We start from the raw sequence: 25777 nt of genomic DNA, 5'->3' as shown, positions 1-25777 counted from the left end.
TGGAAGACCGTTAAAATAATGAGCTTTGCCAGCACGGCATCATTATTGAGAAAGTTCTTGTGTTAAACGCGTCTAATATCACTATGCAGTTTGGGGCAAAACCCCTGTTTGAAAACATCTCGGTCAAGTTTGGTGGCGGCAATCGCTACGGCTTAATTGGCGCCAATGGTTGTGGTAAATCAACCTTTATGAAAATCCTTGGCGGAGAGTTGGAGCCATCGGCTGGCAATGTCAGCCTTGAACCCAATATTCGTTTAGGAAAGTTGCGTCAAGATCAATTTGCCTATGAAGATATTCGGGTGCTCGATGTAGTGATGATGGGCCATGCCGAAATGTGGCAAGCGGCGGCAGAGCGCGATGCGATTTATGCCAACCCTGATGCCACTGACGAAGAATATATGCGTGCGGCTGAGCTCGAAGCCAAGTATGCCGAGTTTGGTGGCTATACCGCTGAAGCACGTGCTGGCGAGTTGCTGCTTGGGATTGGCATTCCACTAGAGCAACACAATGGCCCGATGAGCAATATTGCACCGGGCTGGAAATTGCGTGTCTTGCTTGCTCAGGCATTATTCTCGGATCCAGATGTGTTGCTGCTTGATGAGCCAACCAATAACTTAGATATTCATTCGATTCATTGGCTCGAAGAAATTCTGAATCAACGCAATAGCACCATGATCATCATCTCGCATGATCGCCACTTCCTAAATGAAGTGTGCACGCATATGGCCGATATGGATTACGGTACGCTGAAGGTCTATCCTGGCAACTACGATTCCTATATGTTGGCATCCACCCAGGCACGGGCCCAGCAAATGGCGGCTAATGCCAAGGCCAAAGAGAAGATGGCTGAACTTCAGGCATTCGTGAGTCGCTTCTCGGCCAATGCCTCAAAGGCTAGACAGGCGACCTCACGCCAGCGCCAACTCGAGAAGATTGAGCTGATTGATATTAAGCCCTCATCGCGCCAGAACCCATTTATACGGTTTGAAACTGAGAAGAAGTTACACAATATGGCAGTGGAGTGTAATGCGCTCACCAAACAGTTTGATCGGGTGATCTTTAAGAACTTCAAGATTGCGATTCGTCCGGGTGAGAAGATCGCGATTATTGGTCAGAATGGCGCAGGGAAGACCACCTTACTGAAAACCATTCTGAGTAAACGCTTTGATGGCATTGCTGCTGATACTGGGGATGTGAAGTGGGCTGAGAATGCCAATGTGGGTGTCATGCCGCAAGATACTAGCGAATGCTTTCCTAAAGATGAGAACCTCATTGAGTGGATGACCCAATGGCGCAAACCAGGTGATGACGATCAGGTCGTGCGCGGGATTCTGGGGCGCCTCTTATTCTCAGGCGATGAGATCAGTAAATCGGTGAAGGTGGTTTCGGGTGGCGAGAAGGGGCGCATGATTTGGGGTAAGTTGATGCTTCAAAAGCATAACGTGCTCGCAATGGATGAGCCAACCAATCATATGGATATGGAGTCAATTGAGAGTTTACAAATCGCCCTTGAGAAATTCGATGGCACTCTGATTTTTGTCTCCCATGACCGCGAGTTTGTTTCAGCCTTAGCAAATAGGATTCTGGAGATCAAACCTGATGGCACGATTAATGACTACTCCGGCACCTATGAGGAGTATTTGCGAAGCCAGGAACTTGCGGGTTAAGATTTTTGCTCGCGGGTAAAGCGCATGGCAGTACCTTCTGCCTGAATACGAACCCAGACCGATTGCTTCTCTTCGGGGCTCATGAAGACCCAGTTGCTGACTTCTAGGGCGGTGCGACCACAACCCTTGCAGATCTCGTCAAAGAGGGTGGAGCAGATCCCAATGCATGGGGAATCAGAATCGCTATCGCCGATTCCCAAAGAATTAGCACCGTTATTGATTGAGCTCATGCCTTACTTTAATGCATCAAGTTCAATCCTGCCGAGGCTGCTTGAATTAGGGTCTTGGCGCAAGGGGCTATGTTCAGCTAATTCATCAAGATATAGGCCAATCCCTTGACGTTCACGCTCCAGAAATCGTGCCACTGCAGCAGCAAAGCGTGGATCACTCAGATGGTGGTATGAGAAGACGCTGGTTGGCATAAACCCTCGCGCCATCTTATGCTCACCTTGCGCACCACCTTCCAGGGTTTGGATTCCCTCGCGGATGCAATACTCAATTGCTTGATAGAAGGCGGTATCAAAATGCAGACAGGGATGTTGCTCCACGCACCCCCAATACCGCCCATAGGCTTTACTTTGTTCACGATCAACGACCAATAGAGCGCTGGCAATTGCGCGGCCTTCACGCTTGGCCACGATCAAATGAAGATTACGGGGCATCTGCTGCGCCCACTCCTGAAAAAAGAGTTGATTTAGATAGGGAGTGGAGTAGTGGTTCTGATAGGTATTGCGATAACAGCGATAGAAGAACAGCACATCCTCCTCGGTGACTAACTCTCCGGGAAGGTGTTCAAAGGTAATCCCTGCACTTTGTACCTGCTTACGTTCACGCTTGATATTCTTGCGACGCTTCATGGTGAGGGTAGATAAAAAGGACTCAAAATCATGATAGCCATGGTTATGCCAATGAAACTGCACCGACTCCCGCTTTAAGAATTCCGCCTCACTAAGAAGCTTTGCCTCCTCTTCGACAGGAAAAAGAAGGTGGGCAGATGATAGATTTAGCTCGCCAACCAATTGTTTTAAACCGGTAATTAGGGCTTCTTGATGCTCAGTTGATCGGGCTAATAATCTCGAAGAGGTAACCGGAGTAAATGGGATGGCGCTCAGTGCTTTTGGAAAGTAGGGAAGCCCTGCTTGGGTATAGGCCTCTGCCCAGGACCAATCAAAGACATATTCTCCATAGGAGTGAGTTTTGAGATAGAGAGGCAATACGCCAAGAAGCGCGTCACTATCAGCTTCATAGAGCGCCAGATGCGATGGCTGCCATCCCGTTTCTGCACTCACGCAACCGGTTTTCTCTAAAAGACTCACAAATGAATACTGCATGAAGGGGCCGGCAGTGGGCGGGAGGATTGAGTCCCATGCCTGCTGTGGGACATCCGAAATTTGATTTAGAACCCGAACCTCATACTTAGCTTGCATATAAATCAGCCAAGTGCATCCAATCAGCGTTGAATCAGTTCGATCTTGTATCCATCGGGGTCGGTGATGAAGGCAATTAAGGTTTTGCCACCCTGAACTGGGCCGGCAGGACGAGTAATCGTGCCTCCAGCAGCAGCAATATCCTCACATGCCTTGTAAACATCGGGGACAGCAATTGCGATATGACCGTATGCGCTACCGTGGTCATACGTGCTCACGCCGTAGTTGTAGGTGAGCTCAATCTCCGCCTGCCCATCCTCATTACCACGCCCAAATCCCACAAAGGCTAGGGAGTACTTTTGCTCCTCGCGATTGGTCGTGCGCAATAAGTTCATACCTAATACCCGGGTGTAGAAATCAACCGAGCGGGCAATGTCGCCCACGCGCAGCATGGTGTGCAAAATCATCTTACTCAATCCGGGCTCTCTCGCGAATCTTCTTCATCATTTCAGAGAACTTAGCCTTTTGCCAGGCCTGATCTTGCATCAACATTGTCTTTAACTGTTCCTTGATTTCAGCCATTGGGGGTATCTTCACATCACGTACGTCTTCGAGCTGAATAATATGCCAGCCAAATTGGGACTTCACTGGCTTATCGGTCATCTGACCTTTTTGTAAAGAGGTCATTGCCTTAGAAAACTCAGGAACGAGTGCCTTATCGCTTACCCAACCAAGCTCTCCACCCTCAGGAGCAGAGCCGGGATCTTTGGAGTTAGCCTTGGCCAGATCGCCAAACTTTGCACCGGCCTTGATCTTGGCAATAAGAGCTTTGGCATCGGCTTCTTTCTCTACCAAAATATGCCGTACTTTGTATTCTTTGCCGCCAAATTGATTCTTAATGGAATCATATGCCGTTTTGTAATCTTCTTCGGTAATGCCGCCTTTATCAATGTAATCATCAAACAGGGCTGCTACTAATACTCCCAAACGAGCCTGCTCAATTTGATCTTTGACATCGTCCTTTTGACTCACGCCGCGCTTATCCGATTCTTGAATAATCAGTTCACGGGTAATGAGAAGTTCACGGCCTTGCTCACGAATTTTTGGATCGCTTGCAGATTGCCCTGAATTTTTAATGAGGCGATCAAGCTGCGCCTTGGGAATGGGCTTGCCGTTCACAATCGCTGCATTTTGAGCCATTACAGCGGTACTCATGAAGCCGATAGAGCAGACGAAGATGATTTTTTTGGTCAGACGCATATAGAGAATAAAGAAGCTAAAAGAGGAATTATGACTCATTTGGTGCAAGTGCATGGATGGCCAGTGCGTGGATCTCGTGCGGCATGAACCCTTTCAATGCACCATATACTAAGCGGTGACGTGCCACGCTGTTAAGACCCGTAAATGCCTGCGCAGTAATCCTGATCCGAAAGTGACCTGCGCCCCCAGCAGCACCCGCATGACCAGCATGCAAATGACTCTCGTCTTCAATGACTAGATGAGATGGCTGGAGTTGCTTTTGCAAGCTAGACTGAAATGCGGCAATACGCTCTTGATTGGTCATCATGCTTCGTCCGTCTCCATATGACGACTTAACCACAGTCCTTGGGCAATGATGAAGAGAATAAGCAAACCAATGCCACCAAAGAGTTTGAAGTTCACCCACACATCCTCAGAAAAGGTATAGGCCACATAAAGGTTCAGAACACCCATGAAGAAGAAAAATGCCGCCCAGGCATGATTGAGCTTAATCCAGACTGAGCGTGGACTACCGGGTTTCAAAGTCACTTGCTTTCCCATGAGGCTCTCAATCCAATTTTTCTTAAAGAACTGGGCGCTAAAGAAGAGCACTGCTGCAAATAACCAATATAAGACGGTGGGCTTCCACTGGATAAAGGTTTTATCTTTTAACAGTATGGTGAGACCACCAAAGACAACAATGAGCACTAAGCTCGCCCACTGCATGCCCTCAATTTTTTGCCAACGCAAATAAAGCCACACAATTTGGGCAATGGTTGCAATGATTGCCACGATAGTTGCTACATAGATATCGGCGAGCTTGAATGCAGCAAAAAAGAGAATGACCGGGAATAGGTCAAAGAGAAATTTTTTCATGAGGATTGCTTGAGGGTGGCGTTTTGACTTGGCTCAAAGCGCAATGACGCAGAATTAATGCAATAGCGCAGTCCAGTAGGCTCTGGACCGTCTTCAAAGACGTGTCCAAGATGGGCATCGCAGTTTGAGCAACGGACCTCGGTTCGGATCATGCCATGCGTCAAATCACGATGTTCGCTAATAACCTGAGGATTGGCGGGGCTGTGATAACTTGGCCAACCGCATCCGGCATCAAATTTGGTGCTTGATACAAATAATGGCGTGCCACAGCAGACACAACGGTAGAGACCATTTTCCCAATGATCCCAGTACCGACCCGAGAAGGGTGGTTCGGTTGCCGCTTGGCGCGTTACCCGATACTCAATCTCCGATAGCTCTTGACGGTATTGCTCATCACTTTTAGTCATAGATTGGATTGTAAAGAAGGATTAAGAGGAGCAGCTAAGGACAACATCCTCGAGCTCTTTGGGGGGAGGGGTAGCGTAAGCTTCATGCTCTGGCTGTTCTGCAAACGGATTTTCGAGGATCTGGAGGAGTTTTTGGACTTCCGAAAAATCATCCTGCTGGGCGAGTTCGATGGCGCGCTGTGCCATGTAATTACGCAAAATAAATTTCGGATTGATATTGAGAATGGCACTCTGTCGATCAAGATCAGACAGCCGTTCAAGTTTTAGTCGATCCAAGTAAGATTGCATCCATTGATCGAACTCTTGGCGGTCAATGAAGTGATCGCGCAATGGATTGGTTTGATCATCGGCTTGCGATTGAACCTGAGCAAAAAGACGGAATGTGTTTGTGAAATCCACGCGATTCTGATGCATCAATTCCAGCAAGTTCTCAATTAATGCGAAATCATTGGCGTGTTCTTCAAGCAAACCCAACTTTGCTCGAAAGCGCCGTAACCAAGCCTCACGATATTGGTTTGGAAATTGCTCGAGCGCAGTTTGTAATTTCTGCTGGGCCTCTTCGGTTGAATACCTCTTCTCCAATAAAGGCAATATGCCGCCTGCCAAACACGCCATATTCCAATGCATGATTTGTGGTTGGCGATGATAGGCATACCTTCCTTGCGAATCACTGTGGTTGCAGATGTGATCCATTTGAAAGCGATCCATCATTCCAAAGGGGCCGTAATCGATCGTAAGTCCCAAAACGCTGATGTTGTCACTATTGAGAACCCCATGGCAAAAGCCCAAGGATTGCCAATGTGCCACAAGCTCAGCAGTACGACGACTAATCGCTGAGAATAATGAAAGATAAGGATCATCACCATCTCTGCACTCTTGGTAATGGCTATCGAGAAGATACTCGGCCAATTGCTGGAGATGCTCGGTTTGGCGCGCAGCCGCATAGTGCTCAAAATGACCTACGCGCAGAAAGCTGGGGGCTAAGCGCGTACAGACCGCTGCAGTTTCAAGGGTCTCTCGCATGACTGGTTTTTTGGATCCCGTCACCGCTAAAGCTCGACTAGTTGGTACGCCAAGAGCATGCATGGCCTCACTAGCCAAAAACTCACGGATGGATGAACGCAATACGGCTCGGCCGTCCCCCATGCGCGAATAGCGGGTGATGCCCGAACCTTTTAATTGAATCTCATAAGGACCAATATCGCCCAAAAGGATAGCGCGACCATCGCCCAGTTGCCCAGCCCAGACACCAAATTGGTGACCGCTGTACGCTGTGGCGATTGGGTTAGAAAAAGCATGTTCTTTGGTAGCTAATGTATTACCACTTAAGACATCCAACCAAAGTGGGTCGGCAGGAAGACCAGATTCATTAAGGGCAATACCGAGCTCTTGTCCGAGCAAAGATGAGAATCCGACCCAATAGGGCTCTGGTATGGGTGTGGGTGCAATTGATTGACAGGTATTGTCACCCTGTAAGGGAAAAGCCATTGCTACACCGAGTAATTGGCCCAAGCGGAGCCAATTAAATTTCCGGTAATCACATCGTGTGCAATCACGCCCTTGGCATCAAAGCGCCGCTCCACCATCTCATAGTTACCGTCGTTACGAACTCGCAATACTGTGCTTGAACGCGTGCCGTAATGTTCGGTCCGAATAAAAGCCGAGGAAAGCGCTTTCTCCCATTCCAAACTAACACCGGTGCTTGGAAGTTCACGTTCAGGTGCCTGATGGTCATCGGCTAATACATGGAGATAGGCATCGGCATTTTTTAAGCCGCCAGCATCCATGGCTAGAGTTTGAGCAAACGCAGCAATCCGGTGATTCACTTTGGGCCATGGAGTATCGAGCATGGCATTCGATAGCCCATAGACGCCTGGAGTTAGTGGCTGACTTGGAAATGTTTTGCGGGGGCGCACGGATTTACCCATCACCACGCGATTGCTCACCCAGTGCATTTGAGCATCGCTCGGATCACTCAGGTCAGCCATCAATAGATTAAAACCGTTGTACTGATCAAAGCGCTTGCTGTGCTTCTCAATAAAGTGGCTGGGTTTATCTGGGTTCGTAAGATATAAAAAGGGTAGCTCACCTCGGGTTCTCGCATCAGGTTTTTTCTCACTGGGTGAGCGCACGTTCGTAAGTGCAGAAAAACGCCCCTGCCGATTGAGCCCTAACCAGGTGCCTGGACTACCAATCACATCAGCATGATCTCGACCGGCCAATACATCTGGATGCTCAGGCCACCAAGCAATGCCAGTGGTATTGCGCTCGTAGAACTCATCCCGATTGGCAGCTACCACCAATGGGTATTTTGGGTGCGATTTCCAGGCAAATAAAATGAGGCACATATCAATACTATGCCTGATTAAATCTCGATTAGAGAATAGGGTAGTTTTCCAAGCTCCAGACTGGGGCCGCTAGCGTCACCAAGATGAAGTTTGCCGCTTTGCGCAAGTTCTGATTTGCATTCAATTTGAAGATCCACCCAATCAGGGTTATTCGAATTAGGTGCTGAGAGCACGATCATTCCGGCCGGCTGGCCTGGATCCTCTTCATGAAAAATCTCGGTCGCTGGCGGGCAGGACTCAGAAGGAATTTGTGCTTTAGCCAAATAGAGGCGACGCTTAATCGCCCCTCGATATTGGCTGCGAGCAACGACTTCTTGGCCTGGGTAGCACCCTTTCTTGAAATCGACCCCACCCACGGATTCCAGGTTCACCATTTGAGGAACGAATTGGTCCTGCGTAGCCGCCACAATTCGGGGAATGCCACTGGCTACTTCAGTTGTATTCCATTCGCGTGAATTGAGTTGGGCGTCGACTGTCATTTGGGAGGCAAACACAATCCGCTTTGTAGGATTTGTGTCACTGGGGGATTGCATCGCTAAGGCAATTGCATCGGCCGGAAGGCGAGGGAGAAGCCCCTCAATAGTCTCAAGAGAGCCATATACGAGCCAATCATCACTGACGTCACGAATCACGACCTTGGAACGCAAAACGAACATGCTCAGTCGTTTTGCAAATGCCGCAGCAAGATCGCGTGAGACAAATAAAGCATATTGCGTTACTGCTTGGGATGAATGCAAACTAATCCATGCAGAGGCGAGTAAGCGACCCTTTGCCGTGCAATATCCAGTCAATCGGGCGGCTGAACTTCCATGAGCAATTGCTCCGGTGGGGGTGGTGGTTAACCCGAGCACTGAATTCGTTAACTGACCTTGTAAAAATGAACTTGCATCAGATCCCTCAACCAGAATCAAGCCCCAGTCTGGTAAGCGGCAAATAGCAAGTGAGTTCATAGTGTTGCTTGATCGATGATGGTCATGTCAGTTCCTTAGCCTTTTATCATAGTGCTATGTGCAAAAACTTTCTAAATCATCGAATTCCTTATTTCTTGCCATGGCTCTAAGTAAACGGTTACTGGGCATTGGTCTTGTATCGCTCATGGGCATTATTTGCCTGTATTACCTTGCTTTATTCACATGGGGCGTGGTGCCACCCAAATCTGCTTTGTCCAGCCAGGCCAAGGTAGAAGATGCTGCCGTGCGGTTTAAGGTGTTACCGAAATCCGGGGTCTCAAAGATCGCAAGCCAGCTGCAAGACCAGGGAATTAGGGTTCCTGCCTTGGTTTTCCAAATCGGCGCTCGATCCCTTGGAGTCGCTTCATCATTAAAGCCCGGCACTTATGAGTTTCCGGCCAATGCAAGCTTGGGCAGCATACTGCTGCAAATGGCTCGGGGCGATCGAGTTCGGGAGGTTGTGAAGCTTATTCCTGGCATGACCATATGGCAGGTTCGGGCAGCAATTGATGCGCACCCAGCACTAACTCATCAAACGAATTCGCTCAGTGATGCTCAGCTCGCTAAGCTCTTAGGGCTAACGCAGCCGAGTGCAGAAGGGTGGTTATTTCCAGACACCTATGTATTTGATCCCGATGATTTGGATTCGAGTATTTATCAACGTGCGTATGTGGGTATGCAAAAGCAATTAGCGAATGCATGGGATCTTTATCTGCAGGGCCAGCCGAATGATCGGGTCTTAAAGAGTCCGTATCAATTACTGATCCTCGCCTCGATTATTGAGAAGGAAACTGGCCAAGCGTCTGAGCGTGGATTAATTTCTGGGGTATTTCATAATCGGCTCAGAAAGGGCATGATGTTGCAAACTGATCCAACGGTCATCTATGGAATCGGCCCACGATTTGATGGCAATATCCGAAAAACCGATTTACGCCGCGATACTCCCTACAATACCTATATGCGCTATGGCTTACCTCCAACCCCGATTGCAATACCCTCCAAAGAATCGCTAATTGCCGCTGCGCAACCCGCTCCCACCAATGCACTGTATTTTGTTGCTAGGGGCAATGGCAGCAGTCATTTTTCCGCATCCTTAAAAGAGCATGAGGCTGCGGTTGATCGCTATCAGCGCATGCCTGCCCAATCGTCGACCAAGTCGGTAAAGTAACTTTATGAATATCAATCGCCCTGGTTTTTTTATTAGCTTCGAGGGTATCGATGGTGCTGGGAAGAGTACTCACCTTGAAGCCTTTGCCAAGCATTTGGGGCAGCGCTATCCCAATCATGAGGTTGTGCTTACTCGTGAGCCAGGCGGCACCCCTTTGGGTGAAAAACTCAGGCAACTTTTATTGCAAGAGCCGATGCATATTGAGACTGAAGCCTTGCTCATGTTTGCCGCTAGACGTGAGCACCTAGCTCAGGTTATTGAGCCCGCCTTACAGGCTGGCAAGATTGTGATCTCGGACCGGTTTACCGATGCCAGCTTTGCGTATCAGGGGGGTGGAAGGGGTTTAAGTCTCGATACCTTAAATACACTTGAGACTCTGGTGCAGGGGAGGGGGGCTGAATTGATACAGCCGGACCTCACGCTCTTATTTGACCTACCTGGCGAGATTGCGGAGCAGCGTCGCTCGAAGGCGAGAACCCCCGATAAGTTTGAACGCTTGGATCTGCATTTTTTTGAGAACGTTCGCAATGAGTACTTGCGACGTGCTAAGGCCGATCCCGGCCGCTTTATGGTGATTGATGCACGGCAATCGCAAGAGCTGATCTGGAAGCAATTATCAGAAATTCAGTTGAATTACTGATGCAAATTACTGATTTATATTAATAATTTCATGATAAGTTTTTTCTAAAATCCATGCCAATAGAAAATATTCATCATGAATCAGTGAAGCTATTGCCATGGTTTGATGCGCTTGGTAAAGCATTCAATTTGGAGGCAACCCCCCAGGCAATTTTGTTTCATGGGCAGCCGGGCATAGGTAAATTTGATTTTGCCCGCTGGCTTTCTAAGGCGCTGCTGTGTGAGGCTGATTTGTTCTCAACAGGGCATAAGCCTTGCAATTCTTGCGAGGCATGCCGTTGGTTTGATACTGGAAATCATCCAGACTTTATTGCTTTACTACCGCAAAGCTTAAAAGGGCGCTTGGTCCAAGCTGAACTGGAAGGAAGCCCAAAAATCGACCCTGCAGCCTCTGAGAGCCAAGACGATAGCGATGGAAAGAAAGAGAGTCCTTTCATCAAAATTGACGATGTGAGAGGGGCGCTTGGGGGCATCAATATTGGTTCGCACCGGGGTGGCAAACGCATCATTTTAATTTATCCCTTAGAAAGTTTGCGAGAGGATGCATCCAACACCTTGCTCAAATCATTGGAGGAGCCCAATCTCGACACAATTTTTATTCTGGTGAGCGACCGCATTGATCGTGTGCTACCAACCATACGGTCACGTTGCCAACTGATTGCCTTACCAAAACCAAGTCGGGATGTGGCGCTTGATTGGTTGCAATCTGAGCTGAAATTATTACTAACGGATACGGTTCGAACCGAGGAACTGGAAGCTACGATCGATGAGCATGCGGGTGCACCGCTAAGCGCAAAGGATCAGATTTTGGTAAGGCATCTCGGCGATGATAAGGATGGCATTGGTCTTGCCATCCATGCCACGAGAGTGTTGTTGGAGGCTTTAAGCAAAGGGCCTCAGATTGCTTACTTGGAATGTGCAGAGAAGGTTCAAAAAGCCCCGTATTCCGCTTTATTAATGTGTATGCAACGCTGGCTATTTGATTTGCAATTGTCTCGCCAATTAGGGGAGGTGCGCTACTACCGCCGGCACGCCCAACTCATCGGGCAACTAGCGTCCCAACTGCAATTGGCAAAAGCTCAGCGATTGTGGTCAACCCTAACGCTCGCTCGTCGTCACGAGAATCACCCCTTGTCCACACGGGTTCAAATGGAATCGATGCTCTTGCAATATCAACAGCTCTTTGCAGACTAAAATTAGTTGTTATGTTTATTGATTCGCACTGCCATCTCGACTTCCCAGAATACCAAGATCGCCTTCCCGAGGTTTTGGGAAATATGATGCGCGCCAATGTGAGTCATGCGCTTTGCATCTCCGTAGACATTCCAGATTTTCCCAAGGTGAAGCAACTCGCCCACACTTATCCAAATTTATTTGCCTCGGTTGGTGTTCATCCGGATTACGAGGAAACTCCTGAGCCTACGTTTGAGTTTTTAGTTGAGGAAGCCAAAGACGATAAAGTCATTGCGATTGGTGAGACCGGGCTTGATTACTACCGAATGGGTGATCGATCCTATGACTCAATGGAGTGGCAACGCGAACGCTTTCGGACTCATATTCGCGCTGCCTTAGTAGCTAAAAAGCCTTTGATTATTCATACGCGTTCGGCCTCAGAAGATACCTTGCGAATCATGCGAGAGGAGGGCGCTGATGCAATTGGTGGCGTGATGCATTGTTTTACGGAGTCTTATGAAGTGGCCAAGGCAGCGATTGAGCTTGGGTTTTATATCTCTTTTTCTGGAATTGTGACCTTCAAAAATGCCAAGGATCTTCAGGCAACCTGTAAGGCCTTGCCTTTAGACCGATTGCTCATTGAGACCGATTCACCCTATTTGGCTCCCGTACCGCACCGCGGCCAAACCAATGAACCTGCCTGGGTAGCGCATGTGGCGAGCTATATTGCTCAATTGCGTGGTGAATCAGTTGAGCGCATTGCCAAGCAAACTACAGATAATTTTTTTCAATGTTTTCAATTAAATAGAAGTTATTCATGATGCTACGTCGCAGTTTTATTGCTCTTACCGTCCTAAGCTTTATCTCAGGTTTTGCTATTGCCCAATCTCAAGAGCAGGCCGATCGAATGGCGCGCGCTGTCCAATTTGACGACCTTGCGCAAGTGAAAAGGCTCCTACAAGACGGCGTAAGCCCCAATTTGCTCGTTCGCGGTGGCAATCCGATCTCGGTTTACGCAGTGCGAGAGAACTCGCGTACCACCCTCGATTACCTTCTTACTCTTAAGAATTTGGATGTCGACCAACCGAACCTCTCGGGTGAAAACGTTCTAATGATGGCTTCGCTTTATGGGCTGCTACCTGAGGTTAAGACCCTGGTTGATAAGCGGGCCGCTACGATTAATAAAACGGGTTGGACGCCACTGCATTACGCCTGTACTAATGGTCATTTGCAAGTTGCGGAGTTTCTGTTGGATAAAGGTGCTCAGGTAAACGCCTTGTCTGATAGTGATACATCGCCACTGATGATGGCTGTGCGATCTGGGAATATTCAGCTAGTAAGACTATTGCTTGATCGTGGCGCTGATTTGCAAATCCGCAATCACCAAGGCTTTAGTGCCATTGATGTTGCAGATTTATTCAATCAAGAAGAGATATCGAGAGGTCTGCGTTCGCGTTGGGAAAAGCTCTATAAAACCAAATATGAGGGGGGTCCAAAGCCTGTAGCCGTGGAATCCCAGCCTAAGGGCTAAATATCATATTTGCGTATAATCATTATTATGTCAAATAAGAAATATAGCATTCAATAGCGATGGCAGAGCTTCCAAACTTTTTTACCCTAGCCCAGCAAGTTGGCGAAAGCCTCCCCGATCAGCTAACTGTAGTGTTTGTCACAGCAATTGCTATGTTGGTTGCCCATGCGCTACTAATCCTATTAATTGGCAAGATCTACCAAGTGTTGATTGACTGGGCGGACAACCGGAAAATGTTCTGGCTGTCGATCCCTTTTTATATGATTGCTGTTGGCTTGGTATTAATGACCCATTTGGTCGATATTGTGGTGTGGTCCTACGCACTAATTGCACTGAAGATTTTTGAGGTCGATACCAACGCCTTTTACTTTGCTGGCGAGATGTACACCACGGTTGGGTATGGAAGCTTTCCATTACCGGATAACTGGAAAATTCTACCGATCGTTGTTGCCTTTAGCGGAATATTTGCTGCCTCGATGTCTGGGGCGGTCCTCTTTAATATGATTGGTCAGATTATCCGCAAGAAAACAGTCAAATAAGTTTTACTTGGGCAAATCTGCAATTGGGTCGACTTGCTTTAGAAATAGTTCAAAGGTTCGACCCTTTTCATTTTCCAGGCGCACCCTACCCGGTATCCAGCCAAAATCTTTCACTAACCATATGTCATTTCTGCGCTTGTGGTCCATCTCCTTGACAGGTAAGCGCTTGTAGTGCCGCAGGACCGTGGGTCCTAGAGTCGATACTGCATCCGATAATTCTTCACCTTGGCTTTGAAAGCGCCAGGTCTCCACTGTATCCAAATTAGCAATTGGAACTTCTCGCACGGTACCTTTTTCATCAATCTGATCATTGCCCGCTAGTAGTGATGCAAGCTGCATCATGAGACTGAAACGATCTTGGGTGCCAGGTGGAATATCTTTTAATTGATCTGGCTTTTGAGAGAAGAATAACTTCCCTCCCCCCTTATCATCGCGATCAAATCGGGTAAATCGTGCTGGCCGGCTCCCAAGGTGCTCCACATAAAAATCAGGGGCCAATCCGTAGGCATCAATCTTTCCTCGGGATTCAAAGATAAATGGCCCAACAAATGCATAGGGAATATTGATGAATAATCGATAGCCAAGTTTTGGATCAAATTGCCACTCGATTGAAGCCGTTTGCAAGTATTGGCCATCGAGATAGGCATCGTAGTAATAAATACCAGGATCGGGAACTCGAAAAGCCTGACCTTCTTGCTCCACTTGCCCTGCGCCGTTCCCGCCATCGGACTCAATGATCGCGCCATCGCCCACTGCGTTTGAGCTTTGATCCCGCACGGTTGGCTCAGGTGCGGCCGGTTTACTTAACTGAACTTTTTTAACAGGCTCGACACGCAGCTCGGCGACGGTCACATCTTCTAATGGAGCCGCCTTAGAGAATAAAAAACTGGGAAACCCAACAAATATGTAAAGATGGACCAATACCGATATGGTGATTGCAAACAGCACAATCGTACGCGGTTTGAGTAAGCGCAAACCATTCATAAAAAGACTCAACGAACGATTGCTACTGCAATCAATTAGACCCAAAATGGGTCTTGCAAGATGCGGCTATCCTTCGGCAGATTGGCAGCCAGAAAATCCATCTGATCTGCCAAAATATTTCTGCCCTTCAAAATCATATCTTCGTACAAACTAGGCGTATAAGGGGCGTAGAGAAGGCTCATCCCCGCTCTCTCGGGCGTACGATTACCTTTGCGTTGATTGCAAGGACGGCATGAGACAACTAGGTTCATCCAGGTGTAGCTACCGCCTTTACTGTTGGGAACAATATGCTCTGCTTCAGCATCGTGCTCTGAGATTCGGCAGCCACAATAGGCGCATAGGCCGCGGTCACGTCGATAGAGCTTGCGTTTCGTGATGGCTGGAACCACATCAAACAAATTTATTTTTGCAGAGCCCTTAACAGCAATGATGGAGTGCAGCTCAATGATCGATTGTTGGCCGGTTAAACGAGAGATGCCACCACGCATGATGGCGACAGGTTCACCCAGCGTCCATGAAACGCTGTCATCCGCATAATGTCGGGTTGCATCCTCAGCATCTATCCAGCACTGGGGGATACCGCCCGCATCCAACTTCAAAATGCTGAGCACCACTCCTCCTCTCTGTCATGGTCTTAGCGCCATGGCACGCCTGATAACTCTTAATATAGTCTAAGTTTCCTATAAAAAGATGACGTTTTTCAAGCCCCCAGAGGATTTATGAGTAATTGCTGGAAAGAGCTTGGTTTCTACTCAAATCGTTTACAAACCCATTCTTTACGACCCCACTCCCCAGGACGCTCTGCGAATACCAACCAAACGATCCATTCCGATAGTTTTTTCATGACACTCTCCTTGTTTTGAGAGATCATTGTGGTTCATTAAAGGCTCATAAAATGAGCTTTACGGTAACTATCCAAGAATATCTTCAAATCATTGATTTCAATCATGAATTTATAAAACAAATGGTGCTGTAATACCTGTGAATTCACTGAAATGTCGCTACAATTCAGAGATAACTATAAGTCGCTGCATGTTCAAATTCCTATCCTCCCAACCAGTTCACGATCCGATTCATTCGCAAAACCCGGCGACTGAGGTAAAAACCACGACCTGCTATATGTGCGCTTGCCGCTGTGGCATCCGAGCGCATTTGCGGGATGGCGAACTGGTCTATATTGATGGCAATCCAAATCATCCGCTGAATCAGGGGGTCATTTGTGCCAAGGGTGCATCGGGCATCATGAAGCAGAAGTCCCCTGCGCGGATCACGAAGCCACTCTTACGTAAGCCAGGTTCAGAGCGCGGCCAATCGGAGTTTGAAGAAATCTCTTGGGAACGAGCCTTTAGTATTTTGGAAGATCGTTTACGAGGTATCCGAGAAACCGATCCCAAAAAATTTGCACTATTTACTGGACGCGATCAAATGCAAGCTCTTACAGGCTTATTTGCTCGTCAATTTGGCACTCCTAACTACGCAGCCCACGGAGGTTTTTGTTCGGTCAATATGGCCGCGGGCATGATTTACACCATTGGCGGTAGCTTTTGGGAGTTTGGCGGTCCTGATTTAGAGCGGGCCAAATTATTTGTGATGATTGGCACTGCGGAGGATCATCATAGCAATCCAATGAAGATTGCGTTGTCGAAGTTCAAGCGCAATGGTGGGCGATTCATTTCAATTAATCCCGTACGAACTGGTTATTCAGCGATCGCCGATGAATGGATTCCAATTAAACCGGGTACTGATGGCGCGCTATTCATGGCTTTGATGCATGAGTTAATTGCATCCAATCAAGTCGATCATCCATTCTTAAAGCGGTATACCAACTCATCGCAGTTGGTTTGTCTTGATGCGGGTCCTGAAGAAGGATTATTTTTATTTGATCCTGAGTCGGATCCAATTAATACCGACATTCCTCATAACAAATACATTTGGGACATCAAAAGCAATGCTGCAAAAGCCTGTTTTGCAAATGATGTCGACCCTGCCCTATCAGGCGAGTATGTCATGGGTCCCGGCCCCCATCAGGGCAAGCGGGTTGCGCCTGCATTTGAATTATTGCGTCGTCAAGTTAAGACTTGCACGCCCGAGTGGGCCGAGAAAATTACCTCGATTCCAGCGGCACGCATTCGCTTACTGGCCAAGGAAATGGCGCACACCGCATTTAAGCAATCATTTGAATTACCAATTGCTTGGACCGATTCCTTTGGTCAGCAGCATACATCGGTAACCGGACGGCCTGTGGCATTTCATGCGATGCGTGGCTTATCTGCACACTCCAACGGCTTTCAAACCACGCGTGCCTTAGCTGTATTAATGACTCTACTCGGCACCATTGATCGTCCAGGTGGGTTTCGTCATAAAGCCCCCTACCCTCGCCAGATTCCTCCGAACATCAAACCGCCCTCTTCTGAAAACGATATTCAAGCCAATACCCCATTAGCAAAAGCACCGCTTGGTTGGCCAACTCGCCCAGAAGATCTGGCACTTGATCAGGATGGTAAGCCTTTACGTATTGACAAGGCTTATACCTGGGAGCACCCTTTAGCCGCTCATGGATTGATGCATAACGTTATTACTAATGCTGTCAAAGGCGATCCCTATTCGATTGATACCTTAATGATTTTCATGGCCAATATGTCATGGAACTCCACGATGAACACCATGGAAGTTAGACAGCATCTCAATGCTAAAGATGAAAATGGACAGTTCAAGATTCCATTTCTTGTGATTTGTGATGCATTTCAATCGGAGATGGTGGCCTTTGCTGATCTCGTGCTTCCTGACACGACCTATCTTGAGCGCCACGATGCAATGAGTATGTTGGATCGCCCTATCTCTGAATTTGACGGGCCATGCGATTCAGTACGTATCCCAGTTTTGCCGCCGACCGGACAATGCAAACCTTTTCAAGATGTCTTAATTGAGCTTGCCTCCCGCTTAAAGTTCCCTGCGTTCACAACCGCGGATGGACAAAGAAAGTTCAAGGATTATCCCGACTTCATTACCAACTTCCAGACGGCACCCGATTCAGGTATTGGGTTCTTAATGGGTTGGCGCGGCAAGGATGGTGATAAAAGTATTCGTGGTGAACCGAATCCCAACCAATGGGAGCGGTACCAAGAAAATAATTGTGTTTTTCACTACAGCATGCCCCCCGAACATCAATACATGCGTAACTGGAACCAAGGCTATTTAGACTTTGCCAAAGCCAACGCCTTACGCCAAAAGAACGATCCGATTATTTTGGCGGTGTATTCAGATATCGTTCAACAGTTTCGACTGGCTGCCAAAGGCCAACGCCCCGGTCGCGTACCGCCGGATCACCTCAAAGAACGGATCATCCAATTTTTTGATCCGCTGCCCTTTTGGTATCCACCTTTGGAGGATGCGGTTACTAATTTAGACGAGTACTCCATCAACGCCATTACGCAACGGCCGATGGCGATGTATCACTCGTGGGACTCACAAAATGCCTGGTTACGACAAATCCACAGTCATAACTTCCTGTTTATTAATGCAGCTACGGCCATTGATCATGGTATTGAGGACGGCGCTTGGATTTGGGTGGAATCCCAATGGGGCAAAGTACGCTGCATGGCCCGTCATACCCAGGCTGTTGAAATGGGGACTGTTTGGACTTGGAATGCCATTGGTAAAGCAGAATCCGCATGGCATCTTGATCCTAATGCGGATGAGTCTAAGAAGGGCTTCCTGCTTAATCATTTAATTACCGAAGAGCTGCCCATGGGCACACGCGAGGGCAGCTTCCGTGTCAGCAATTCAGATCCGATTACTGGTCAAGCGGGATGGTACGATGTGCGCGTCAAGATATCCCCTGCTGGATCAAGTGAAAATTTAGACACTTGGCCAGCGGCACAAGCCAAAGAAGTTCCTGGCATGCTCAAACTATCATCGTACGAAATTAAGAAGCCGAATGAGTAAACAGTTAGCACTCGTAATTGATTTAAATGTGTGCGTGGGCTGCCATGCATGCGTTACCTCATGCAAAGAATGGAATACGCAGGGATCAGCTGGCCCGATGACCGATCAAGATCCTTACGGCGCTCATCCCAGCGGCACCTTTTTTAATCGGGTCCAAACGTATGAGGCTGGTGTATTTCCAAAAATGGAGACCGTGCATTTCCCGAAATCCTGTTTACATTGTGAGGATCCACCATGCGTGCCCGTTTGCCCAACCGGAGCTAGCTATAAGCGCAAAGAAGATGGCATTGTGCTGGTTGATTATGACAAGTGCATCGGTTGTAAGTATTGTGCTTGGGCTTGCCCGTATGGAGCTCGTGAGCTCGACGAGGACCGGCAGGTGATGACCAAATGCACCTTATGTGTCGATCGCATCTATAGCGAGACCCTACCAGAGTCAGAGCGTAAGCCAGCTTGCGTTTTAGCCTGTCCAACCAGCGCTCGGATCTTTGGTGATGTACATGATCCAGAGTCAGATGCCAGTAAGGTGATTGCCCAACGAGGCGGATACGGTTTAATGCCTGAATGGCAGACCCAACCAGCAAATCACTACTTGCCCCGTTCGATTACTGAAACCATTGCGGCTGTAAAGGCAGAAAACTAATGCATCCCGCTTTCTCACTCATCTTCTTTACCGGTATGGCCGGTATGGCTCAGGGTATGGTGATGAGTCTTCTCGTTTTGCATCTAGCAGGTGATCCATTACCCAGTCACTTCATGAACTACCTGGCTTTTCCAATCGTGCTATTGCTATTGGCTGGTGGATTGCTCGCCTCATTTTTTCATCTGGGACACCCAGAGCGTGCATGGCGCGCCATTTTGATGTGGAGAACTTCCTGGCTCTCGCGTGAGGTGTTAGTTTTGCCAAGTTTCATCGCCCTCACAGTTCTAGCCTATATTTACTCCTGGCAAATGGGTGCGATTCCCAATTGGCTGTGGTTGTTACTCGGTATTTTTGCAGTTCTTCTATGGGTGTGCACTGCCATGATTTACCAATGCATTCGGTTTATTCAAGAGTGGGCCCATCCGATGACCATGGTTAATTTCATTGCACTTGGGTTTGCTTCAGGATGGTTTTTGCTAATGACCCTATTTACCATTTGGTCAGCATGGCTCCCTGAACAAGCTATCGTCACCTCTCAAAACATTGCTGGTGTGACTGGTTTTACCGGATTCTTATTGTTGCTATCACTCACTCTGAAACTTTGGATCTGGAAACGAAATCGCAGCCTTAAGCCAAAATCAACCTTGCAGTCGGCGACCGGAATCCAGCAAGGCCCCGTTCGACAAATTTCAATGGGGATGATGGGTGGTAGTTTTAATACGCGTGAGTTCTTTCATCAGCAATCGAATTTCTTTGTTGCCAATGTTCGCAAGCTGGCATTTTTTGGGGCTTATCTGCTTCCTGTCACCCTACTGGTATTTGCGGCAAGTCAAGCTAGCTTAAATTTAATTATCGTAGCGTTTTTAGTGCATCTGCTTGGTCTAATTGCAGAGCGCTGGCTATTTTTTGCTGAATCCAACCACCCACAAAATCTGTATTACCAGCGTATTGCTTAAGTCCCTAGTTCGCTGAAGTACTCGTAATGCTGGGTATTTAGGGTTGAGACTCGCCACTCAATCGGCTCGTCTTGCATTCCAATCGCTAGACGACGAATCACAATTACGGGGTCACCAGCCTTTAAGTGAAGCCATTCAGCATCTTGTTTACTTGCTGCACCGGCTCGTAATCGCTCACTGGTTCGCGCAACCACTTGTCCATATTGGGCCTGATATAACTGATAAATACTGCCCTCACGATGCTGAAAAGCACTTCGAGTCAAGGTTGGAAATCGCTCTTTGCTAAGCGTAAGTCGATCGACAATGACGCATTGACCATCTAGTGAGAGGCGATTAATAATCCGCCATACTGGCGAACCCTCTTTTAGTTGAAGCTTTTTTGCTTCTTCGCTATTTGCGCTTGCACTTTGGAACGAGACTAATTCAACCGTTGGATATTTTTTGTGGTCAGCGTCATGCTTAATCACATGAAAGAAGTAATACAGCAAGCGCTGTTCGTCATGCTCGGCAATAAAGGTGCCCTTCCCTTGCCGTCGAATCACAATACCTTCTGAGACAAGCTCATCCACTGCTTTGCGGAGCGTGCCAATTGATACCTTCAGCTCTTTTGCCAACTCCTTTTCAGCAGGCAGGGCCTCGCCCATAAAGTAACGACCACGGACGATATCGCCCGTGATCTTCTGTTTTACTTCTTGATACGCAGTAATTGCTTTCATACCAATCCGGGCCAGTCAGACGTCTGAATGGCCCATGGGACAAATTAGGCCGATTCGTATAAGCGAGTGAGAACAAACTCGCGATGACCCAAAATCTCAGCAGCGGTTAGCTCGCCATTCGCAGTTCGCAAGAGGCAATCTAATAATTTCTCTCCGGCGGTATCCATGTTTTCCTCGCGGCGCAAGATTCCAGAAACATCGACGTCAATGTGCTCAGACATCGTACGCACTGTTTTTGGATTCGCGCATAGCTTAATCACTGGAAGAATGGGGTTACCAATCACATTGCCCTGTCCGGTTGGGAAAAAATGGGCTGCATACCCGGCGGCTGCACATAGGGTCACCATCTCAGCAGCCGCTGATGAGGAGTCCATAAAGTACAAACCTTTACCGGTCGGGGTTTCGGCTTTATCCAATACGCCATCAATCATGCACTTTTTACCAATCTTTTGAATATTACCTAGAGCTTTCTCTTCAATCGTCGTTAAACCACCGGCAATATTTCCTTTGGTTGGTTGTGAGTCAGAAAGGTCACTGGTTTTGTGACGCTCAATCACGTCCTGATAACGATCAAAGACTTGCTTGAACTTCGCTTTGATTTCAGGGGTACGGCAACGCGCTTCTACTAGATGCTCACCGCCGGTTAACTCAGTGGTTTCACCAAACACCAAAGTAGAGCCAATGTCATAGAGCTTATCGAAGGCATTGCCAACGGTCGGATTGGCACCGCAACCTGAGGTGGTGTCGGATTCACCGCATTTGGTAGAGACCCAGAGCTCAGACAAGGGTGCAGAGACACGCTGTAACTTCGATGCGTGCTTCATCATCTTGTAGGCAGCTTTACTTGCAGCAGCAATGGTCGCTGTATCACCATTGCCTTCAATCCAGAATCCTTCAACAGGCTTACCTGATTTCTTGATCCCCTCAACTACGGTATTGGTCCACTGTGGCTCAATTCCAATCACCACAACTGCAGCCACATTGGGATTGCAGCCAGTGCCGATCAGGGTACGGAAATGGAGTTCCAGATCAGCACCAAACTGCAAACGCCCATAAGGATGTGGGATTGCCATGGTGCCTTTGATATTGTTTGCTACCGCCTCACAGGCTGCATTCGACAAATCATCAAGGGGCAAAATAATTACGTGATTACGAATACCCATCCGTCCATTTTCACGACGATATCCCATAAAGGTCGCTTTTTTCAAATCAATCATTTGTTCTTTCTCTCAATCAAAAAATTAGTTAATCAGTTGGCTAATCGATTACCAGCGCTTTGTCTTAACGTTTTGAACGTGCAAATGTTCGCCCTTTTTAATTGGGGCGACTACTTTGCCAATATCAATTCCGTACTTGATCACGGTATCACCGACCTTTAAATCTTTTAATGAGATCTTGTGACCAATCGGAATATCGCTCTCGGATTTAATGTTCAGGGTGGTATCGCCGTCCATCACCCACCCTGTTAGGTCATTACCGGCTTTCACGCCCTCCACTACTACGACACCCACCACATCTCCGGGTTCATGTACGACAAAGTGAATCATGCTTTCTCTCCTTTAAAGATTGACTTATTAACTATTCCAACGGCTTTGAATGCCATTCTGAATCTCTTGCAATACTGCTTCATTGACCATAACCCCAGACTTCATTGCCTTTTGGCGTACGGCAAAGCGACGCTGTCCAGGTAATCGCACACCCATATCACTTGCAAAGGTGTTTAGTAAGTCAAGCATACGATTACGGTAGACACCCTTACCTGGCAGACCAGGATCAATCGTGATGATGAGCTGACCTAATCGTGGCTTATTACCCTTCATTGAAAAGAAGCTATCAGCTTCATACGAGTACTGACTTCCCGATAAACCAACTGCAAGTAGTTCGATGATGAGTGCCAATAACGCACCTTTATCACCACCGAGCGGAACCATTAAACCCTTAAGACCTTCATTCGGATCGGTGGTGGGCTGGCCGTCAGCAGTTAGAGCCCAGCCCAATGGAATTGACTCCCCTTTTTTGGATGCCACTAATAATTTGCCTCGCGCCACTGCAGAGAGTGACATATCAATGACCAAAGGATCCTTGCCCTGAACTGGAAAGGCAGCAGCCAGTGGATTGGTTCCGAAGACCGCTTTGGTGCCGCCAGCCATCGGCATTGCCGCAGGGGTATTACCGAGCAAAATCGAGATGTATCCAGCTCTAGCTGCGGCTTCTGTATAGTGACCCGCAACACCAAAATGATGGGTGTTCTTAATTGCCACCAAGCCAACGCCATAGCGATGTGCAAGATTCACTGAAAGATCTGTTGCGCACTTCAGCGCAGGAAATGCAAGACCATCTTGACCGTCAACCAATGCTGCCGCAGATTTATAGGGATGCGTCTTAATGACTGCTTGAGTATTAATTCGCTGATGTTTAGCATGCCCCGAATACTGTGCAACCCGTGCTAGGCCATGAGAGGCTAATCCATCAATCTCTGCTAAGGCTAAAAATAAGGCGGTATCTGCTGCTGCCTCATGTTTAACTCCAGCGGCACATAAGCCCTGATAAGCAAGTTGTACTAGCTCCTGAAATGAATGACTCACGTATTCTTCTCCAAAAATAGATTCACTTCTCGGGCAATCATGGTGCTCACACGATCATTGCTTTCTTCGGTGACGCCTGCTACATGTGGCGTCAGAATTAAATTCGGCACACCCATAAAATGACCCAGATCCTTTGCGGGCTCAAGCGCAAACACATCTAGCGCTGCTCCACCGAGCTTGCCGGATTTCAAAGACTGTGCGAGCGCTAGCTCATCCACAATGCCGCCACGAGCTGTATTAATTAGATAAGCACCTTCTTGAATCTGGTTGAGCAAATCCTGATTGAATAGGCCCTTAGTCTCAGGGAGTAATGGCAGATGCAGGCTAACAATTTGGCTGTTTGCAAGTACTTCCGATAGCGAGCGCATTACGACATCCCCACCCTTTATGGCAATAGAGGATTCTTTAATGATGGGATCGTAGGCAATGCAGCGCATTCCCAGCGCGAGTGCTTTTTCAGCAACGACACGACCAATACTCCCAAATCCGACGATGCCAATTGTTTTACCAGCAATTTCGTGGCATTTGGAGTAAGTCGGTCTGGGCCATTTTCCTGCGAGAGTTTCTAACGTGGCCTCGCGATACGAGCGCATGAGTGCCATCGCAGTACCAAGCACATACTCGGCTACCGACTCAGCATTCGCACCGGTGGCCGGAATCACCCGAACCCCTCGCTCAGCACAGGCATGTAAATCAATATTCTCTAGACCAACGCCCAAGCGACCAACCACCTTCAATTGCTTGGCCCCATCGACCAAGTCCTTGGATACTTTGCTTAGATTTCGGACAATCCAGGCATCGGCGCTGACCAAGGAATCAGCCATTTGCTTTGGGTCTTGATAGGCATCTGGCTGATAAATAACTGTATGCCGAGCCTTAAGGGTTTCTAGGGCTTGACTCGTAATGAATTCCGAGATGAAAATATTAGACATATCCATATCATATAGATGACTTAGATCTCTTGCAAGAGGCGGCCGATCGAATATGTGATTAAATGGATCAGAAGATAGATAACCAAGGAGATCAGTATGTATAAAACCGTACTTAGTCGTATGAAGTTTGCCTTGGGTCTTGTGGCGGCCAGTTCGATCGCGTTCACAAGCCCTTCGATTCAGGCGCAAAGCTGGCCTGATAAGCCTGTAAAGCTTGTGATTCCCTTTGCTGCTGGTGGTACCACCGATATTTTGGGTCGTTTGTTGGCCCAGCAATTAAGCACCGAGTGGAAACAAAACGTGATTGTGGAGAACAAAGGCGGTGCGGGAGGCAATATCGCTGCGGATTTAGTAGCTAAGTCCCCTGCCGATGGATACACCATCATGCTGGCTTCAGGCAGTATGTTGACCGTAAATCCCTACCTTTATAAGAAGTTGCCAATCGATTACGACAAGGATTTCAAGGTTGTAACCAATGTCGCAAGCGGCCCAATGCTTCTATCGGTGAACCCAAAGGTACCTGCGAAGAACGTTAAGGAATTAATTGCATTGGCTAAAACCAAGAACCTCAACTTTGGTTCTGCAGGTATTGGTAGCCAAGTGCATATGGCGGGTGAAAACTTTACCTATGCTGCTGGCATCAATGCCACCCACGTTCCTTACAAGGGTGAATCTGCAGCATTAAACGACTTGGTTGCTGGTCAAATTGATTTTATGGTGGGTAACTTAACTGCTGCGACTGGCTTTGCAAAATCGGGGCAGATTCGTCCTCTGGGCGTTACCAGTGCGAAACGCGTTCCACAATTACCAGACGTACCTACCATTGCAGAAACAATTCCTGGTTTTGAAAACACGGGTTGGTTTGGTTTAGTGGTTCCTTCTGGCACACCCAATGCGATTGTCGACAAAATTTATCGATCAACTCTAGAAGCCTTTAAGAACCCTGAGTTTAAGGCACGCGTTGAAGGTGCTGGCTTAACCCCGGTTCTTAATACACCACAAGAATTTGCAGCTCAGATTAAAAAAGAAGGTGCAAACTGGGAAAAGATTGTGAAGGCTCGCAATTTAAGTCAATAACAATAAAACCCTTCATATCTCTTAAGCCCAGTTGA

At 47.8% G+C, this 25777-nt stretch carries 28 protein-coding genes; 11 read left to right on the top strand and 17 right to left on the bottom strand.

What is annotated here, in order from left to right; all coding sequences use genetic code 11:
- Positions 1-59: 59 nt before the first annotated feature.
- Complete coding sequence (locus QUE60_RS04595) at positions 60-1667, top strand: ABC-F family ATPase (RefSeq protein ID WP_286227423.1); 1608 nt, start codon at positions 60-62, stop codon at positions 1665-1667.
- On the opposite strand, the gene QUE60_RS04590 is transcribed toward QUE60_RS04595, so the two are convergent.
- Genes QUE60_RS04590 through ygfZ form a run of 10 tightly spaced genes read right to left on the bottom strand, consistent with a single transcriptional unit; the run spans position 1664 to position 8854 of the window.
- Positions 1664-1897, bottom strand: coding sequence for a DUF1289 domain-containing protein (locus tag QUE60_RS04590; protein ID WP_286222961.1), 234 nt, complete (start codon positions 1895-1897; stop codon positions 1664-1666). The genes QUE60_RS04595 and QUE60_RS04590 overlap by 4 nt on opposite strands.
- A gap of 3 nt (positions 1898-1900) precedes the next feature.
- On the bottom strand, positions 1901-3094 hold the full coding sequence (locus tag QUE60_RS04585; RefSeq protein WP_286227422.1) for a GNAT family N-acetyltransferase: 1194 nt from the start codon (positions 3092-3094) through the stop codon (positions 1901-1903).
- Between the two features lie 23 nt (positions 3095-3117).
- Complete coding sequence (gene gloA, locus QUE60_RS04580; protein ID WP_108508422.1) at positions 3118-3501, bottom strand: lactoylglutathione lyase; 384 nt, start codon at positions 3499-3501, stop codon at positions 3118-3120.
- Position 3502: 1 nt separating this feature from the next.
- Positions 3503-4294 carry a peptidylprolyl isomerase gene (locus tag QUE60_RS04575; protein ID WP_286227421.1) on the bottom strand — a complete coding sequence of 264 codons (792 nt, stop codon included), beginning with the start codon at positions 4292-4294 and terminating at the stop codon, positions 3503-3505.
- A gap of 28 nt (positions 4295-4322) precedes the next feature.
- Positions 4323-4601: a BolA family protein gene (locus QUE60_RS04570; protein WP_286227420.1), complete on the bottom strand. Its 279-nt coding sequence runs from the start codon at positions 4599-4601 to the stop codon at positions 4323-4325.
- On the bottom strand, positions 4598-5149 hold the full coding sequence (locus tag QUE60_RS04565; RefSeq protein WP_286227419.1) for a septation protein A: 552 nt from the start codon (positions 5147-5149) through the stop codon (positions 4598-4600). The genes QUE60_RS04570 and QUE60_RS04565 overlap by 4 nt, the downstream gene beginning before the upstream one ends.
- Positions 5146-5556 (bottom strand): peptide-methionine (R)-S-oxide reductase MsrB, encoded by a 411-nt coding sequence (gene msrB, locus QUE60_RS04560; protein ID WP_286224793.1) that lies wholly within the window; start codon positions 5554-5556, stop codon positions 5146-5148. The genes QUE60_RS04565 and msrB overlap by 4 nt, the downstream gene beginning before the upstream one ends.
- Positions 5557-5577: 21 nt before the next feature.
- Positions 5578-7068, bottom strand: a complete 1491-nt coding sequence (locus QUE60_RS04555; RefSeq protein ID WP_286227418.1) for a protein adenylyltransferase SelO — start codon at positions 7066-7068, stop codon at positions 5578-5580.
- Positions 7047-7904 (bottom strand): NRDE family protein, encoded by an 858-nt coding sequence (locus QUE60_RS04550; RefSeq protein WP_286222954.1) that lies wholly within the window; start codon positions 7902-7904, stop codon positions 7047-7049. The genes QUE60_RS04555 and QUE60_RS04550 overlap by 22 nt, the downstream gene beginning before the upstream one ends.
- 17 nt (positions 7905-7921) lie before the next feature.
- Complete coding sequence (gene ygfZ / locus QUE60_RS04545; RefSeq protein WP_286222953.1) at positions 7922-8854, bottom strand: CAF17-like 4Fe-4S cluster assembly/insertion protein YgfZ; 933 nt, start codon at positions 8852-8854, stop codon at positions 7922-7924.
- Between the two features lie 58 nt (positions 8855-8912).
- On the opposite strand from ygfZ, the gene mltG reads away from it, so the two are divergent.
- The 6 genes from mltG to QUE60_RS04515 are packed head-to-tail and all read left to right on the top strand — an operon-like array spanning position 8913 to position 13904.
- Entirely contained in the window at positions 8913-10022 is a 1110-nt protein-coding gene (mltG, locus tag QUE60_RS04540) for an endolytic transglycosylase MltG (protein WP_286227417.1), read from the top strand.
- A gap of 4 nt (positions 10023-10026) precedes the next feature.
- Positions 10027-10662, top strand: a complete 636-nt coding sequence (tmk, locus tag QUE60_RS04535) for a dTMP kinase (protein ID WP_286227416.1) — start codon at positions 10027-10029, stop codon at positions 10660-10662.
- A 53-nt stretch (positions 10663-10715) separates the two neighbouring features.
- A complete protein-coding gene (locus QUE60_RS04530; RefSeq protein ID WP_286227415.1) occupies positions 10716-11855 on the top strand; it encodes a DNA polymerase III subunit delta' in 1140 nt (379 codons plus the stop codon).
- An 11-nt stretch (positions 11856-11866) separates the two neighbouring features.
- Complete coding sequence (locus tag QUE60_RS04525) at positions 11867-12655, top strand: TatD family hydrolase (RefSeq protein WP_286227414.1); 789 nt, start codon at positions 11867-11869, stop codon at positions 12653-12655.
- Positions 12652-13365 (top strand): ankyrin repeat domain-containing protein, encoded by a 714-nt coding sequence (locus tag QUE60_RS04520; RefSeq protein ID WP_286227413.1) that lies wholly within the window; start codon positions 12652-12654, stop codon positions 13363-13365. The genes QUE60_RS04525 and QUE60_RS04520 overlap by 4 nt, the downstream gene beginning before the upstream one ends.
- 59 nt (positions 13366-13424) lie before the next feature.
- Entirely contained in the window at positions 13425-13904 is a 480-nt protein-coding gene (locus tag QUE60_RS04515; RefSeq protein ID WP_286227412.1) for an ion channel, read from the top strand.
- A gap of 3 nt (positions 13905-13907) precedes the next feature.
- On the opposite strand, the gene QUE60_RS04510 is transcribed toward QUE60_RS04515, so the two are convergent.
- Positions 13908-14888 carry a DUF3108 domain-containing protein gene (locus QUE60_RS04510; RefSeq protein ID WP_286224682.1) on the bottom strand — a complete coding sequence of 327 codons (981 nt, stop codon included), beginning with the start codon at positions 14886-14888 and terminating at the stop codon, positions 13908-13910.
- Positions 14889-14923: 35 nt separating this feature from the next.
- On the bottom strand, positions 14924-15499 hold the full coding sequence (locus tag QUE60_RS04505; protein WP_286224681.1) for an HNH endonuclease: 576 nt from the start codon (positions 15497-15499) through the stop codon (positions 14924-14926).
- Positions 15500-15920: 421 nt separating this feature from the next.
- On the opposite strand from QUE60_RS04505, the gene QUE60_RS04500 reads away from it, so the two are divergent.
- Genes QUE60_RS04500 through QUE60_RS04490 form a run of 3 tightly spaced genes read left to right on the top strand, consistent with a single transcriptional unit; the run spans position 15921 to position 20432 of the window.
- Positions 15921-18833: a molybdopterin oxidoreductase family protein gene (locus QUE60_RS04500; protein WP_286227411.1), complete on the top strand. Its 2913-nt coding sequence runs from the start codon at positions 15921-15923 to the stop codon at positions 18831-18833.
- Positions 18826-19476, top strand: coding sequence for a 4Fe-4S dicluster domain-containing protein (locus tag QUE60_RS04495; RefSeq protein WP_286227410.1), 651 nt, complete (start codon positions 18826-18828; stop codon positions 19474-19476). Before QUE60_RS04500 ends, QUE60_RS04495 begins: the two co-directional genes overlap by 8 nt.
- A complete protein-coding gene (locus tag QUE60_RS04490; protein ID WP_286224678.1) occupies positions 19476-20432 on the top strand; it encodes a dimethyl sulfoxide reductase anchor subunit family protein in 957 nt (318 codons plus the stop codon). Before QUE60_RS04495 ends, QUE60_RS04490 begins: the two co-directional genes overlap by 1 nt.
- Here the strand turns inward: QUE60_RS04490 and QUE60_RS04485 are convergent.
- Genes QUE60_RS04485 through QUE60_RS04465 form a run of 5 tightly spaced genes read right to left on the bottom strand, consistent with a single transcriptional unit; the run spans position 20429 to position 24665 of the window.
- Complete coding sequence (locus tag QUE60_RS04485) at positions 20429-21148, bottom strand: GntR family transcriptional regulator (RefSeq protein WP_286227409.1); 720 nt, start codon at positions 21146-21148, stop codon at positions 20429-20431. The two genes, QUE60_RS04490 and QUE60_RS04485, sit on opposite strands and share 4 nt — an antisense overlap.
- 44 nt (positions 21149-21192) lie before the next feature.
- Positions 21193-22365 carry a UxaA family hydrolase gene (locus QUE60_RS04480; RefSeq protein ID WP_286224676.1) on the bottom strand — a complete coding sequence of 391 codons (1173 nt, stop codon included), beginning with the start codon at positions 22363-22365 and terminating at the stop codon, positions 21193-21195.
- Between the two features lie 48 nt (positions 22366-22413).
- Positions 22414-22695 carry an SAF domain-containing protein gene (locus QUE60_RS04475; RefSeq protein ID WP_108508403.1) on the bottom strand — a complete coding sequence of 94 codons (282 nt, stop codon included), beginning with the start codon at positions 22693-22695 and terminating at the stop codon, positions 22414-22416.
- 27 nt (positions 22696-22722) lie between these two features.
- Complete coding sequence (locus QUE60_RS04470) at positions 22723-23733, bottom strand: Ldh family oxidoreductase (protein ID WP_286227408.1); 1011 nt, start codon at positions 23731-23733, stop codon at positions 22723-22725.
- Complete coding sequence (locus QUE60_RS04465; RefSeq protein ID WP_286227407.1) at positions 23730-24665, bottom strand: hydroxyacid dehydrogenase; 936 nt, start codon at positions 24663-24665, stop codon at positions 23730-23732. Before QUE60_RS04465 ends, QUE60_RS04470 begins: the two co-directional genes overlap by 4 nt.
- A 96-nt stretch (positions 24666-24761) precedes the next feature.
- On the opposite strand from QUE60_RS04465, the gene QUE60_RS04460 reads away from it, so the two are divergent.
- Positions 24762-25742 (top strand): Bug family tripartite tricarboxylate transporter substrate binding protein, encoded by a 981-nt coding sequence (locus tag QUE60_RS04460; RefSeq protein ID WP_286224673.1) that lies wholly within the window; start codon positions 24762-24764, stop codon positions 25740-25742.
- Positions 25743-25777 lie beyond the last annotated feature (35 nt).

It is taken from the genome of Polynucleobacter sp. HIN11 (assembly GCF_030297675.1).
GTDB lineage: Bacteria > Pseudomonadota > Gammaproteobacteria > Burkholderiales > Burkholderiaceae > Polynucleobacter.
Note: the sequence above shows the minus strand (reverse complement) of the source record. Positions and strands in the feature narration are given on the sequence as shown.